Below are 13,736 nucleotides of genomic sequence, written 5' to 3'. Positions count from 1 at the left end.
CTGACGACGGGTGCCCCGCGACCGGGAGCGGTCCTGCGGTCGAGGTGGCTTCGGCCGGCGAGGGGGCCCACGGCCAAGGCGGCCCGGCGCAGCGGGGCGGCCGACGACGGGTGCCCCGCGACCGGGAGCGGTCCTGCGGTCGAGGTGGCTTCGGCCGGCGAGGGGGCCCACGGCCAAGGCGGCCCGGCGCAGCGGGGCGGCCGACGGCGGGTGCCCCGCAATCAGGAGTGGTTCCACGGCCGGGGTGGCTCCGGCGGGTGAGGAGGCCCGCGGCCAAGGCGCCCGGTACGGCGGGGGCGGACCGGCACCGTGGGGGCGGACCGGCACGGCGGGGGTGAGGTACGAACGACGATGGGGCGCCCGGAGGATTCCGGGCGCCCCATCGTCGTAGGACTGGTCAAGCGAGCGCGAGCGTCACCGCTTCGGGCCGCCCCGCGGCATCCGCATGCCCTTGGGCATCGGGCCCTTCGGCAGCGGCATGTTGCTCATCAGGTCGCCCATCGCGCGCAGCCGGTCGTTGGTCGCCGTGACCTGGGGGCCGGCGAGCACACGCGGCAGCTTCAGCATCGTCGTGCGGAGCTTCTTCAGCTCCACCTGGCCCTCGCCGGTGCCCACGACGATGTCGTGCACCGGGACGTCCGAGACGATCCGCGCCATCTTCTTCTTCTCGGCGGCCAGCAGGCTCTTCACCCGGTTCGGGTTGCCCTCGGCCACCAGCACGATGCCGGCCTTGCCGACGGCGCGGTGCACCACGTCCTGGCTGCGGTTCATCGCCACCGCCGGAGTCGTGGTCCAGCCACGGCCGATGTTGTCGAGCACCGCCGCGGCCGCGCCCGGCTGGCCTTCCATCTGTCCGAAGGCTGCCCGCTCGGCCCTGCGCCCGAACACGATCGCGGTCGCGAGGAAGGCGAGCAGAAGCCCGAGAATCCCGAGATAGACCGGGTGGCCGATCAAGAAGCCGATCGCGAGGAAGACACCGAGGGTGAGAATTCCGACAGCCGCGAGTACAAGACCGATCTTGGAATCGGCCTTGCGGGTCATTTTGTACGTCAGAGCGATCTGCTTGAGTCGCCCGGGGTTCGCAGCGTCCGCTGCGGGTTCCTTCCTCGCCATGCCCACGAGTCTACGTGGCCCGGGAGGCGCGGACGACGGCAGTACGGAGTGAGCTGGACCGCTCTGCCCGGGGGACGGCGGCCGACGGCGCGTCGGTCAGGAGCGGGTGACGGATTCCACCACGCGCTGCGCCTCGACCCGGTCCTTGGCGCGGCGGCGGTCCTCCAGGACGGAGGTCCAGGCGTTGCGGCGGGCGGTGCGCTGCCCGCTGCTCATGAGCAGCGACTCGACGGCACGCAGTGCATCGGTGAACGACGGAATCGCGGTGGCGCGTACGGGCGCGGCCTGCATGATGAAGATCCCCCCTCGGGATCGACGGGCTCGGACGGGGATGTGGGTGACGTGGAACCAGAGTCACTGATTGGTGTTACCAGTACGTGACCGAGCGGTCAAACACCAATGAAGCCTTGATACCGCGGGTCCTTTTCCTGACCCTTTCCTGACGCGGCGTTCAGCTGCGGGGATGCCGTGAGGGGGTGTGAACGGGCCGTTGTGAAGGGCGAGTTGCTTGTGCGCGGATTCACACGAAAGCGGTGGCACTCGGTGCCACCGCTTTCCTTTCGCAACGTGTGCCGTTCGGGGGATCAGACCGCCTGGGAGGCGACGTACGCGCCGCGCTTCTCGACGGCCATCTGGTACAGGCGGCCGGCCCGGTACGAGGAGCGGACCAGCGGGCCCGACATGACGCCGGAGAAGCCGATCTCCTCGGCCTCCTCCTTGAGCTCCACGAACTCCTGCGGCTTGACCCAGCGCTCCACGGGGTGGTGGCGCACGGAGGGGCGCAGGTACTGCGTGATCGTGATGAGCTCGCAGCCCGCGTCGTGCAGCTGCTGGAGCGCCTCGCTGACCTCTTCGCGGGTCTCGCCCATGCCGAGGATCAGGTTCGATTTCGTGACCAGACCGTAGTCACGGGCCTCGGTGATGACCTTGAGCGAGCGCTCGTAGCGGAAGCCCGGACGGATCCGCTTGAAGATCCGCGGGACCGTCTCGACGTTGTGCGCGAAGACCTCGGGGCGCGAGGAGAAGACCTCGGCGAGCTGCTCGGGCTCGGCGTTGAAGTCCGGGGCGAGCAGTTCGACCTTGGTGCGGCCGGCCTCGCGGCCCGCGGTCTGCGCGTGGATCTGGCGGACCGTCTCGGCGTACAGCCAGGCGCCGCCGTCCTCCAGGTCGTCGCGGGCGACGCCGGTGATGGTGGCGTAGTTCAGGTCCATCGTGACGACGGACTCGCCGACCCGGCGCGGCTCGTCGCGGTCGAGGGCCTCGGGCTTGCCGGTGTCGATCTGGCAGAAGTCGCAGCGCCGTGTGCACTGGTCACCGCCGATGAGGAACGTGGCCTCGCGGTCTTCCCAGCATTCGTAGATGTTGGGGCAGCCCGCCTCCTGGCAGACCGTGTGCAGGCCCTCGCTCTTCACCAGGCCCTGCATCTTCGTGTACTCGGGACCCATTTTCGCCCGGGTCTTGATCCACTCGGGCTTGCGCTCGATGGGGGTCTGGCTGTTCCGGACCTCCAGGCGCAGCATCTTGCGTCCGTCGGGTGCGACTGCGGACACATCGGCTCCCTGTAACTTCGATTCTTCGGCGTACACCAGGGTACGCCCGTGCGGTGCTCGGCCCCCGCCGTGGGCAACCTTCGGGAGCGGGGGTGCATTCCCGGAGGCGTTCCGCCGCGGGGATGCGGGTCCGGGGCCGGCGTGCGTTCGGCGACGCGCGGCCGGGTGTTCCGGGCGGGGGTGGGGTCCGGTGGCCGCGTGTACGACGACGCGCGGCCGCGGGTTCTAGGCGGGGGCGCGTTCGACGACGCGCGGCTTCAGGTCCGCGTTGGCCAGGATGTCCCCGAGGTGCTTCTCGGCCACCGGCAGGACCTCGGCGATCGTCACGTCGCGGCCCAGCTCGCCCGCGAGGGAGGCGACGCCCGCGTCGCGGATGCCGCACGGGATGATCCGGTCGAACCAGGCGTTGTCCGGGTTCACGTTCAGTGCGAAGCCGTGCATGGTGACGCCCTTGGCGACGCGGATGCCGATCGCGGCGATCTTGCGGTCCTCGCGGCGCTGGCCCGCGTTGGACGGGGCGTACTCCGGGCCGTTGAGCCGCGGGTCGAACTCCTCGTCCTCGAGCCGGGGGTCGAAGTCGAGGGAGAGGCCCCCGAGCCCGGAGGCGGCTCCCTGGGCGGGGTCCTTGGCGTCGCCGAGGACCCAGACGCCGCTGCGGCCCTCGACCCGGCTCGTCTCCAGGCCGAACTCCGCGCAGGTGCGGATGAGCGCCTCTTCCAGACGGCGTACGTGCGCTACGACGTCCACGGGGCGCGGGAGCTTCTGGATGGGGTAGCCGACCAGCTGGCCCGGACCGTGCCAGGTGATCTTGCCGCCGCGGTCCACGTCGATGACGGGGGTGCCGTCCAGGGGCCGCTCGTTGTCCGCCGTGCGCCGGCCCGCGGTGTAGACCGGGGGGTGCTCCAGGAGCAGACAGGTGTCGGGGATCTCGTCCAGGAACCGGGCGGCGTGCACGCGACGCTGCTCGTCCCACGCCTCCTGGTACTCGACGGCCTCGGCACCGAATCCCATGCGGACGAACCGCAACTCACTCACGGCAAGCGCCTCCCTAGAAGCTCCTCGGGCACGTGGTTCCTCCCCGTGCGGGGCACGCGGAGGAACCTTTCGTCAGGTCCGTGGCGCGCCCACGCCACTGTACGTCCGTCCGTCCCGCGTCAGCCCGACGGCCAATACTCACACGATCGGATGAATGAGGGTCGATGTGTGCGATGACGTGCTCACGCTCCGCTACATTCGCGCCGTTCACTGAGGCCATAAGGGCTGCTCACAGGCAATCCGGGCACGGGGGTGCCTCGGGGGCGGCGCGAGCACGTTCTCGCGCCGCCCCCGAGGCCCCTCGGAGACCCGAAGGCAGGAGACCGCACCGCAGATGACGGAACGACCCGCGCAGCGCACGCCCAATCGACAGCTCGCCGCGCTCATCGCAGAAGCGGGGTTCTCCAACGCAGGTCTCGCCCGTCGGGTCGACCAGCTCGGACTCGAACACGGACTGGACCTGAGATACGACAAGACATCGGTGACCCGGTGGCTGCGGGGCCAGCAGCCCCGCGGGACCACCCCGGCGCTCATCGCCGAGGTGTTCACCCGCCGTCTCGGCCGGCGTCTGAGCGCGCAGGACCTCGGGCTCGACGCCTGCGCGCCCGTGTACGCGGGGCTGGAGTTCGCCGCCACCCCCGAGGAGGCCGTGGACATCGTCAGCGGCCTGTGGCGCAAGGACTCCGGGAGCCACGCCGAACTCCGCAAGATCGCCTTCACCCCGGCCGGGCTCGTCGTGCCCAGCCGGGACTGGCTGATCGGCCGGGCCGACGACCGGGTCGCCCGCGGCGACCAGCCGGCCCGCATCCCCGCCCAGGGCCGCCCGGCGGCGCCCAAGCTCACGGCACCGCCCGAGCAGGGGGGACCCTCGTCCCGGCGCGGCCGGACCGAGCGGGGCCCCGGCCAGCGCGTCAGCGGCGGGGACATCGCCGCGCTGCGCTCGGTCGGCGAACTCTTCCGCGCCCTCGACCACGCCTACGGCGGCGGCCACGCCCGTCAGGCCCTGGTGCGCTATCTGGAGCACGAGGCCGAGCCGATGCTGCGCGGCGCCTACGGGGAGCAGACCGGCCGGCATCTGTTCGCCGCCGCCGCCGACCTCACCCGGCTCGCCGGCTGGACGTCGTACGACATCGGCGCGCACGGACTCGCGCAGCGGTACTTCGTCCAGGCGCTGCGCCTCGCGCAGGCCGCCGGCGACCGGGTGTACGGCTCCTACGTGCTCATCACGATGAGCCGGCAGGCCGTCTACCTCGGTCACGGGCGCGAGGCCGTGCAGCTCGCCCGGGTCGCGCAGCAGGGCCTCGGCACCGGAGGGCCGCAGGTCGTGCAGGCGCTCCTGCACGCCGTCGAGGCCCGCGGCCACGGGGTGCTCGGCGAGGTACGGGCCTGCACCGCCTCCCTGGTGCGGGCCGAGCGCGCGCTGGAGGCGTCCCGCACCGGCGACGAGGTCCCGCACTGGGCCCGGTACTTCGACGAGGCCCAGCTCGCCGACGAGTTCGGCCACTGCCACCGGGACCTCCAGCAGTTCCGGGCGGCGGCGCAGCACGCCGAACGCTCGCTGCAGCTGCGGGCGCCCGGCTACGCCCGCAGCCGGCTGTTCTGCCGGGTGGTGCTCGCCTCGGCGCGGCTCGGGCTCGGCGAGCTCGACCAGGCCTGTCTGCTCGGCGCGGAGGCCGCCGGGCAGGCGGCGGAGATGCGGTCGGCGCGGGCCGTCGAGTACGTACGGGACTTCGAGAAACGGCTCGAACCGTACAAGGACGCGGCCCCCGTCCGCGGCTACCGCGACAAGGTGGCCGCGCTGAGCTGAGCGGGCGCCTGTCCGGCGGGGCCGAGGTGCCGTGCGGTGCCGCCGGACGGGCCTGCCCCGTGTCTCCGCCCTGATCCGCCGGACCGTCCCCGGTCTCCGGCCTGGGGAACCGGAGACCGGGAAGCCCGACACGCCCGCCGGGGACGGAGGTCCGCCCTCGGCCCGCGTGAACCGGCCCACCGGCGCCGGAGTCGTTCCGCCGGGGCGGGGCCGCTTCCCGGGGAGGGGTCCGCCGGCCGGAGCCGGGCTTCGCCCTCCGGGGCCCCGGAGGGCCTTCCGGGGGCGGGGTCCGCCCCCGGGGGCCCGGTCCGGCGGGCGGGAGTGGGGCCCGTCCGCCGGGGTCTGTCTTTCGGAGGGCCCGGAGCCCCGTGCCGGGTCGCGGGACCCGCCGTCGGCGTCGTGAGGCCCCGTGCCGGAGTCGTACGGGGGCGGGGACCGGGGTCAGGCGGCGGCCGGCTCCAGGGATTCCGCTAACGGGGCCGGGCGGATGTCCAGGTCCGTCAGGAGGGCGTGGGCGGCCCGCCGGGCCGAGTGCAGCGCGCCCTGCACCGTGCCGGTGTCCCGGTGGTCACCGCACACGTACAGGCCCGCGAGCAGCCGTACAGGGCGGCGCGGATCGTGCGGCGGCGGCATCGCCGGGACCGCCTCGGGCTCGTGATGGACCGCCAGCAGTTCCCAGCGGGTCGTCGACGTGCCGTAGAGACGGGCCAGTTGGGCGCGGACCGTCGCGTCCAGGTGGGCCGCGGCGGGCGGTGTGCCGAGCACGGTCGAGGAGATCAGGGCACGGCCGGCGGGGGCCCGGGTCGGGTCGACCTGGCTGACGACCGCCGTGTGCGCCACCGGGCCGCTGCGGTCGGCGTCCAGGAGCAGCGCCGCTTCGGTCAGCGGCGGTTCGTCCGTGGTGTGGTGCAGGACGGTCACCGGGTGGAAGGCGGGGACGCGCAGTCCGGGCAGGAACCCGGCGGCGGCGCGCGCCCCGGTCGCCAGCAGGACGGCCCGGCAGCGGAGTTCACCGTGGTCCTTCGTCGTGACACGGGTCGTGGACACGGCGGTGACCTCGACGCCCGTGTGCACGGTGCCGGGCGGGAGGGCGGTGGCGAGCAGTTCGGGGAGCGCGTCCGCGCCGCCTTCGGGAAGGCACAGCCGGCCCGTCGCGAAGGAGTGCAGCGCGAGGTCGGCGAGGCGGCTCGACGTTCCGAGCTCCGGGTCGCACAGCAGGGCCGCGAGAAGGGGGCGCAGAAAGGCGTCGACCGTACGGGCCGGGAGTCCCCGGGCGGTCAGCGCCCGGGCCGCGGTGAGGTCCGGGCGGGCGAGCAGACGCTCCGGCGGGGTGGAGGCGAGCCGCGCGAGGGCCATGCCGAGACGGGACTGGTCGAGGGGGCTGCCGAGCGGTCCGGGGCGGGTGGTTCCGCGCGCGGGCCGGGGCAGCGGAAGCCGGGGGGCGCTCGCGAGGGCGCGCGCGGTGGTGAGTGCGCCCCTCGCGCTCCGGGGAGTGCCGGGCGTGCCCGTGTGGTGGCGGTGGCCGTCGCTGTGCAGCAGCACGCCCGGCGTGAACGGGCACAGGACGAGGCCGCTCAGGCCCGGGGCGTGGCGCAGTTCGGGGTACGAGGTGGACAGGAGCCGGCCGATCCGGTCCAGCCGGAAGCCGTCGATCTTCTCCGTCGACATGCGGCCGCCCACATGGGGGGCGGCCTCCAGAACGGCGGTCCTCAGCCCCGCCCCGGTCAGGTGCCGTGCGGCCGCGAGGCCGGCGGCACCGGCTCCCACGACGACGACGTCGACGTCTTGCGTGAACCTTGCCGTGTGCGTGGCGTGGCGTGCGGGCTCTAGCACGTGCCCCTCCTCGAGGTTGCGCGGCCGGTGGGGACGTCATGCCCCCAACACGCTTCTGGGATACCCGAGTTCGGAACGAGGGTGCGAGGTCCGGCCACGGTGCGGAAGTCGCGCGGCGGCCGTGCACGGGGGCATGGGGGGTGCATGTGCCCGCCCGGCGGGGGCGGTTGGACCCGCCCGGGCCGGAACACGTGTCCCGGGCGGCCCGGTTCGAGGCGGCGCCGCCTTCTCGGCACGGCCCGGCACGGCGCCGCCCCCCGGGACGGCGTTCCTCAGCCCAGCGCCGCCCGCAGTGCTCCCTCGATCGAGGGGAACGCGAAGGTGAAGCCGGATTCCAGGAGACGGGTGGGCAGCACGCGCTGGCTGCCCAGGACGTCCTCGGCCAGGTCTCCGAGGGCGAGGCGCAGGAGCGGGGCGGGCGCGGTCAGGAGGGTCGGGCGGTGCAGGACCCGGCCCATGGCCTCGGTGATCTCGCCGTTGGTGAGCGGGTCGGGGGCGGTCAGATTGACCGGCCCGGACAGTGACCCGGTGTCGATGAGATGGCGGATCGCGGCCACCTCGTCGTGCAGCGCGATGTGGCTCCAGTACTGGCGCCCGTTCCCCATCCGCCCCCCGAGGCCCGCCCGGAACAGCGGGATCAGCCTGGCCCAGGCCCCGCCCTCGCGGGCCACCACGAGCCCGGTCCGGGGGAGCACGGTGCGCACCCCCGCCTCCTGCGCGGGAGCCGTCGCCTCCTCCCACTCCACGCAGACGGACGGCAGGAACCCGTCCCCGGGCGGCGCCGACTCGTCCACCGCGCGGCTGCCGGTGTCGCCGTAGAACCCGATCGCGCTCCCGTTGACGAAGACCCGCGGCGGTTCGTCGAGCGAGGCCACCGCTTCCGCGAGCGTCGCCGTCCCGAGGACCCGGCTGTCCCGGATCGTCCGCTTGTACGCGCGCGTCCAGGGTCGCCCCGCGACCGGGGCCCCCGCCAGATTGACCACCGCGGCACAGCCGATGAGCCCCACCGCGTCGATCCGCTGGCGCTGCGGATCCCAGCGGATCTCGTCCGGCGAACGCGGCTCACGGCGCACGAGCCGGACCACCTCGTGTCCCTCGGCGCTCAGGGAGCGCGCCAGCGCGGAGCCGATGAGGCCGGACGCGCCGGCGATCGCGATGCGGGAGCCCGGGGACAGCGGTGAGTCGCTCATGGCTCCATCCTGCCCGCGCCGCCGCGGACTTCACGGAAGGAGCCGCCGCGCGGCGGTCGTACAGTGACCGGTATGTCAGCTGCTCCGCGGATACGCACCGCCACCCTGGACGACGAGGACGCGCTCGGCCGGATCGACCGCGACACGTGGTCCACGCTGCACGCGGTCATGCCGCGCCCCCGGCCGCCGTACGAACCCTTCTACAGCGAGCGGTTCGGCCCCCGGGACCACCTCGTCGCCGAGCTCGACGGACGCCTGGCCGGATACGTCCGGCTGGGCTTCCCGACCGCGCTCGCCTGCAACGCGCACGTCCGGCAGATCCTCGGACTCGCCGTCGCCGACGACGTCCGCGGCGCCGGGGTGGGGCGCGCGCTGCTGCGGGCGGCGGGCGAGGAGGCCCGCCGCCAGGGGGCCCGGCGCATCACCCTGCGCGTGCTCGGCCACAACACCCCGGCGCGGAGTCTGTACGAGTCCGAGGGGTTCGTCGTCGAGGGGATCCTGCCCGGGGAGTTCCTGCTGGACGGCGTCTATGTGGACGACGTCCTGATGGGCCGCCCGCTCTGACCGGCTCCGCCGAACCGGGCCGGGCCCGGAACCCGGCCCGGGGCAGGAGGGTGACACCGCCCCGGGTCAGGAGGTGACGAGGTGGCCCGTGTCCACGCGTGCCGTGGCGTGCGCCCCCTTGCGGGCGTCGCCTGCGACCTCGTGCGCCGTCAGGACGTAACCCGTCTCGTCGTCCGAGGTGGAACGGGCGAAGACCACGCCGTACACCCTGCCGTCGGTCGTCAGGAGCGGCCCGCCGGAGTTGCCGGGACGGACGGTCGAGCGGATCGAGTAGATCTCGCGGGTGACCGTGCCGGAGTTGTAGATGTTCTGGCCCGTCGCGTTGATGCGGCTCGCGACGGTGGCCGCCTGGAGATCGAGGCCGCCGTCCTGCGGGTAGCCCGCGACCACCGCGGAGTCGCCGCGCGAGGCGACCCCGTCGAAGTGGAGGACGGGCGCCCGCAGGGCCGGCACGTACAGGACGGCGACGTCCTTGCGCGGATCGAAGAGGACCACCCGCGCCCGGTAGAGGCGGCCGACCCCGCCCACCCGCACGGTCGGCCGGTCGATGCCCGCCACCACGTGCGCGTTGGTCATCACGCGCTGGGGGGCGTAGACGAAGCCGCTGCCCTCCCGGCCCTGGTTGCCCGAGGTGCCCTCGACCTTCACGGTGCTCAGCTTGGCGGCGTTCGTCGCGGACGGCGTGACACTGTCCCCGGAGGGCTTGGCGACCCCGGCCGTCGGCTCGTTCTCGAAGGGGTTGAAGACCTGCGGGAAGCCCGCCTCCGTGAGGGCCGAGGTCGCGCGCGAGAACCAGGTCGGCGTGGTCTCCGGCATCGAGTTCTGCACGGCGCCCAGCAGCGCCGAGTTGCGGATCGACTGCGTCACCACGGTCGAGGAGGACGCGCCCAGGACGCTCGCCGCCACCCAGGCCACCAGCAGCACGGCCAGGGTGTTCGCCGCGGCTCCGCCGATCCCGTCGGCCACCCGCAGCGGCCCCTGGTCCAGCTCGCGGCGCAGCTTCAGCGCCAGCCGCCCGGCCAGCTCGTGGCCCACCACGCCGGGCACCAGGACCGTGAGCACCGCCGTGACCGTCGCCGCCTGTGTCCCCGCCGTGACCAGCTCCATCATCCACGGCAGCACCCATACGCCGATGACGGCGCCGCCCACGAAGCCGGCCAGCGAGACACAGCCGGCCACCAGGCCGCGGCGGTACCCGGACGCCGCGTAGACCAGGATGACCAGCATCAGCAGGAGGTCGAGAACGTCCACGGAGCCGCCTTTCTCTAGGGCCCCTTAGTACGCGTCGGGCGGGCCCAGTGATCAGCCACGCGCGTTCGGTGCCGCCGAAACGGACACACACCCGTGGACCTGTAAAAACGTCCCGGACACGCCTGATGGTTCCACCAGGTGGCACACCACACATCGCGGCCCGCGCGGATCCGGGTCAGGGTGGCTCCATGCGTGTCTTCCGGAAGCCGCGGGGGCCTCGAATACGGACCGGGCAGGGAACGTCCCGCCGCGCATGGCGCGGGCGCCACGGACGCCCGGCGCCGCGGGCCCGCACCGGCCCGGCGCGCGCCGCGTGCGCCCCCGTACCCTCCGGTGTGCGCCGGAGCGCGCCCATCGGGCTGTCGAGACCGGTCCTCGTCCTGTTCGGGTGCGTGCCCGGCCTGCTCGCCCTCCTGGCGCTGGTGGTGTGCACGGCCGGAGTGGACCGCGGGGCGGCCCGCGCCCCCGCCCCGCCCCCGGTCGTGGCCCGGATCACCGTCCCCCGCCCCGTCCCCCACTCCGTCGCCCGGCCGCCCATCGTGCCGCGGTCGAAGTGGCTCGACGCGGCGAGCGCGCGCGAGCAGCCGCCGCCCCGCTACGACGACCGAGTCGTGGCCGTCTTCATCCATCACACCGACTCGCCGAACGGCTACGACTGCGCCGACGCGCCCCGCGTCATCCGTGACGTGTACGCGGGCCAGACCGGGGCCAAGCAGTGGGACGACATCGGCTACAACTTCCTCGTCGACCGCTGCGGCACGATCTACGAGGGCCGCGCGGGCGGTGTCGACCGGCCCGTCACCGGGGCGCACACCCAGGGGTTCAACCATCGCTCCACCGGGATCGCCGCGATCGGCACGTTCACGGCCGGATCGCCGGTGCCGAAGGCGATGACCGAAGCGATCGCCCGTCTCGTGGCCTGGAAACTCGGGCTCAGTGATGTGGACCCGCGGGGCACCGTCCGCCTCGTCTCCAGCAACAGCCTCAGCCGCTACGCCGCGGGGACCGCCGCCGTGCTCTCCACCGTCTCCGGCCACGACGCGGCCTTCATGACCCGCTGTCCGGGCGCCGCCCTCAGCGCCCGCCTTCCCGAGATCCGCGACCTGGCGGCCCGCTACCAGGGCCGCTGACCGCCCGACGCGCCCGGCGGGCGGTCACAGCAGTGCCCCCGGCCGCTCACAGCCTCTCCAGAGCCGCGCGTCCTACGGTCGCCGTACGTCGTCGTACGGCGTCGTACGCACCGACAGGAGGCGGGGATCATGAGGATCAGCCGGACGGAGCCCGCGCGCCGCGCGGGGAGCGGGGCGCACGCGGGGCGCACCGGGGGCGGGCAGGACGCGGAGGCGGCGGTGGCGGGCGACGGCCGGACGAAGGCGGCGCGTGGTCCGTGGGCGGTGCTGTGCGCCGTGGTGACGGTCGTCCTCGGCCCGGCGGCGGTCACGGCGTCGGCCCTGGACCGGGCGAACGCGGCCCCGCAGCACCACACGGAGCGCGTCGGCCGACAGCAGGCGCACGTCCCCGCGGACCCCTCCGGCCCCCGCCCCTCCCACGGCTCCCGCCGGTCCTCTCAGTCCTCCCTGAAGCGCTCCCACAGCTTGGGATAGCGCTCCGCGACGGCGGACTCGTTCTCGAATTCGAGCGGGGTGCCCTCGGGCTCCGCGGGCGGGGTCGGGATGCCCAGCGCGGGCGCGACGGCACCGGTCAGCTGCTCATAGGCCTCGTCGGCCGCGTACCCCAGCTCCTCGCCGTCGCCGTCGATCTCCTCGTCGAAGTCGTCCAGGAGCTCGGCGAGCGTGTCGGGGTCGTGCATTGCCCCCTCGAAGACGTCCCGGCCCTGGCCGATCAGCCAGCACCGGAAGAAGTCGAAGGCGTCGTCGCTGGCCCCGTCGAGCAGCACCCAGGCCGCGCCCCACAGATCCCAGCGGTACGCGCGGTTGTAGCGGGACTCGAAGTGCCGGGCGAAGTCCAGGACGGAGTCCGGGTCCAGCTGGACGAGCCGCTCGACGAGCAGATCGGCCTGTTCCTCGGGGTCGCCCTCGGCAGTCTCGCGGGTCGTGTCCACCAGCTGCCAGAACTCCGTCTCGTCCATCACGGGTCCAGCATCGGGCCTGCGTGGGAGGGACGCACGTGGAGTGGCGCAGATTGTTATGCATGCACATGCCGAAGGTAAAACCATCGGGTTCGTACGGATTTCAAGCGGGCATCTGAAGCGGGCGGAGGCAGGCGATTCCCCGGACCGCTCCGGCGACGCGCGATCCACCCCTCGCGATCACCGGTAGAGCGCCGCCGCCTCGGCCGCGTCCTTCGCGCAGCGCTCCCGCAGGGCCGCCGGAGCGAGCACCTCCACCTCGGGCCCGAGCCCCCGCAGCTGCATCCGGGCGATCTCCTCCGACTCGACCGGCAGGGTGAGGGTCACCCAGCCGTGCCCGTCGGGGGCGCCGGACGCGCCGAGCCCCTCCTTCGCGGACGCCGGACCGAGGGCGTACGGCAGCTGTCGTACGCCCTCCGGGGACAGCCGTACGACGACCTCGGACCGCAGGACGGACCGGGCGAACTCCTTGGCCCGCTCCGCCCAGAACGCCGGCAGATCGAACCCGTCGTCCCGCCGGAACCGCTCCGCGCCGGGCTCGGCGGCGGTGAACCGGTCGATCCGGTACACCCGGAAGGACTCCGTGTCCGCCACCCGCGCGCACAGATACCAGAGCCCGGCCTTCAGGACGAGCCCGTACGGTTCGAGCGTCCGCTCCACCTCCGCCCCGCCGCGCCGGTAGCGCGCGAGGACCGGGCGGTCGTCCCACACCGCGTCCGCGAGCGCGGGCAGCAGCTCCGGCGCCCGCGGCTCGCTGAACCAGGCGGGCGCGTCCAGATGGAAACGCTGCGCCGCCGACCGCGAGGCGTCCCGGACGGAGGGCAGCAGCGCCGCCGACACCTTCAGCCGGGCCGCCGACGCCGTGTCCTGAAGGCCCATGTCGCGCAGCGCCCCCGGCACCCCGCTCAGGAACAGTGCCTCCGCCTCGCTGCGCGCCAGTCCCGTCAGCCGCGTGCGGTACCCGCCGACCAGGCGGTAGCCGCCGGCCCGGCCCCGGTCCGCGTAGACCGGGATCCCCGCCTCCGACAGCGCCTGCGCGTCCCGGGAGACCGTGCGCTCGGACACCTCCAGCTCCCGCGCCAGTTCGGCGGCGGTCATCGACGCGCGGGCCTGGAGCAGCAGCACCATCTTGATCAGACGAGCGGCACGCATGGGTTCATGATGCCGGGCGCCACCGACAGCGCGGGGCCGGGCGGCGGGACCCGTGACGGCCGCCGGAAGGGACCGGCGCCCCGAGAGGACCGCCGGAAAGGCGGTGAAGCCGGGACGGCCGCCGCGCGGGGCCGGGAAAGCCGAGAGGGGGG

13 protein-coding genes are annotated in these 13,736 nt (G+C 73.9%); 4 read left to right on the top strand and 9 right to left on the bottom strand.

The features are described 5' to 3' along the window. Positions 1–414: 414 nt before the first annotated feature. From ACH4S8_RS19725 to lipB, 4 genes are all read right to left on the bottom strand, one after another. Positions 415–1,113, bottom strand: a complete 699-nt coding sequence (locus ACH4S8_RS19725; protein ID WP_398395597.1) for a DUF4191 domain-containing protein — start codon at positions 1,111–1,113, stop codon at positions 415–417. A gap of 96 nt (positions 1,114–1,209) precedes the next feature. After that, the gene (locus tag ACH4S8_RS19720; RefSeq protein ID WP_398395595.1) at positions 1,210–1,404 is read right to left on the bottom strand and encodes a hypothetical protein; all 195 of its coding nucleotides are present in this window, start codon (positions 1,402–1,404) and stop codon (positions 1,210–1,212) included. 293 nt (positions 1,405–1,697) lie between these two features. Next, positions 1,698–2,663, bottom strand: coding sequence for a lipoyl synthase (gene lipA / locus ACH4S8_RS19715; RefSeq protein ID WP_037623963.1), 966 nt, complete (start codon positions 2,661–2,663; stop codon positions 1,698–1,700). Between the two features lie 225 nt (positions 2,664–2,888). Then, complete coding sequence (gene lipB, locus ACH4S8_RS19710) at positions 2,889–3,698, bottom strand: lipoyl(octanoyl) transferase LipB (RefSeq protein ID WP_398395592.1); 810 nt, start codon at positions 3,696–3,698, stop codon at positions 2,889–2,891. A gap of 334 nt (positions 3,699–4,032) precedes the next feature. On the opposite strand from lipB, the gene ACH4S8_RS19705 reads away from it, so the two are divergent. Further along, on the top strand, positions 4,033–5,505 hold the full coding sequence (locus tag ACH4S8_RS19705) for a regulator (protein WP_398395590.1): 1,473 nt from the start codon (positions 4,033–4,035) through the stop codon (positions 5,503–5,505). Between the two features lie 441 nt (positions 5,506–5,946). On the opposite strand, the gene ACH4S8_RS19700 is transcribed toward ACH4S8_RS19705, so the two are convergent. Beyond that, positions 5,947–7,338, bottom strand: coding sequence for an NAD(P)/FAD-dependent oxidoreductase (locus tag ACH4S8_RS19700; RefSeq protein WP_398395588.1), 1,392 nt, complete (start codon positions 7,336–7,338; stop codon positions 5,947–5,949). Positions 7,339–7,610: 272 nt separating this feature from the next. Further along, on the bottom strand, positions 7,611–8,528 hold the full coding sequence (locus tag ACH4S8_RS19695) for a TIGR01777 family oxidoreductase (RefSeq protein ID WP_398395586.1): 918 nt from the start codon (positions 8,526–8,528) through the stop codon (positions 7,611–7,613). 72 nt (positions 8,529–8,600) lie between these two features. Here ACH4S8_RS19695 and ACH4S8_RS19690 point away from each other — a divergent pair, with 72 nt between their 5' ends. Further along, positions 8,601–9,092, top strand: coding sequence for a GNAT family N-acetyltransferase (locus ACH4S8_RS19690; RefSeq protein ID WP_398395584.1), 492 nt, complete (start codon positions 8,601–8,603; stop codon positions 9,090–9,092). Positions 9,093–9,158: 66 nt separating this feature from the next. Here the strand turns inward: ACH4S8_RS19690 and ACH4S8_RS19685 are convergent, their stop codons facing one another. After that, positions 9,159–10,343 carry a MarP family serine protease gene (locus ACH4S8_RS19685; protein ID WP_398395582.1) on the bottom strand — a complete coding sequence of 395 codons (1,185 nt, stop codon included), beginning with the start codon at positions 10,341–10,343 and terminating at the stop codon, positions 9,159–9,161. Between the two features lie 335 nt (positions 10,344–10,678). Between ACH4S8_RS19685 and ACH4S8_RS19680 the strand changes: the two genes are divergently transcribed. Beyond that, positions 10,679–11,473, top strand: a complete 795-nt coding sequence (locus tag ACH4S8_RS19680; protein WP_398395580.1) for a peptidoglycan recognition protein — start codon at positions 10,679–10,681, stop codon at positions 11,471–11,473. A 129-nt stretch (positions 11,474–11,602) separates the two neighbouring features. Beyond that, the gene (locus tag ACH4S8_RS19675) at positions 11,603–11,947 is read left to right on the top strand and encodes a hypothetical protein (RefSeq protein ID WP_398395578.1); all 345 of its coding nucleotides are present in this window, start codon (positions 11,603–11,605) and stop codon (positions 11,945–11,947) included. Here ACH4S8_RS19675 and ACH4S8_RS19670 read toward each other — a convergent pair. Both ACH4S8_RS19670 and ACH4S8_RS19665 read right to left on the bottom strand, forming a co-directional pair. Continuing rightward, entirely contained in the window at positions 11,911–12,432 is a 522-nt protein-coding gene (locus ACH4S8_RS19670; RefSeq protein ID WP_398395915.1) for a DUF4240 domain-containing protein, read from the bottom strand. The two genes, ACH4S8_RS19675 and ACH4S8_RS19670, sit on opposite strands and share 37 nt — an antisense overlap. 180 nt (positions 12,433–12,612) lie before the next feature. Further along, positions 12,613–13,584, bottom strand: coding sequence for a helix-turn-helix transcriptional regulator (locus tag ACH4S8_RS19665; RefSeq protein ID WP_398395576.1), 972 nt, complete (start codon positions 13,582–13,584; stop codon positions 12,613–12,615). Positions 13,585–13,736: the final 152 nt, after the last annotated feature.

It is taken from the genome of Streptomyces sp. NPDC021080 (assembly GCF_044333225.1).
GTDB lineage: Bacteria > Actinomycetota > Actinomycetes > Streptomycetales > Streptomycetaceae > Streptomyces.
This window is presented reverse-complemented; position numbering and strand designations above follow the sequence as displayed.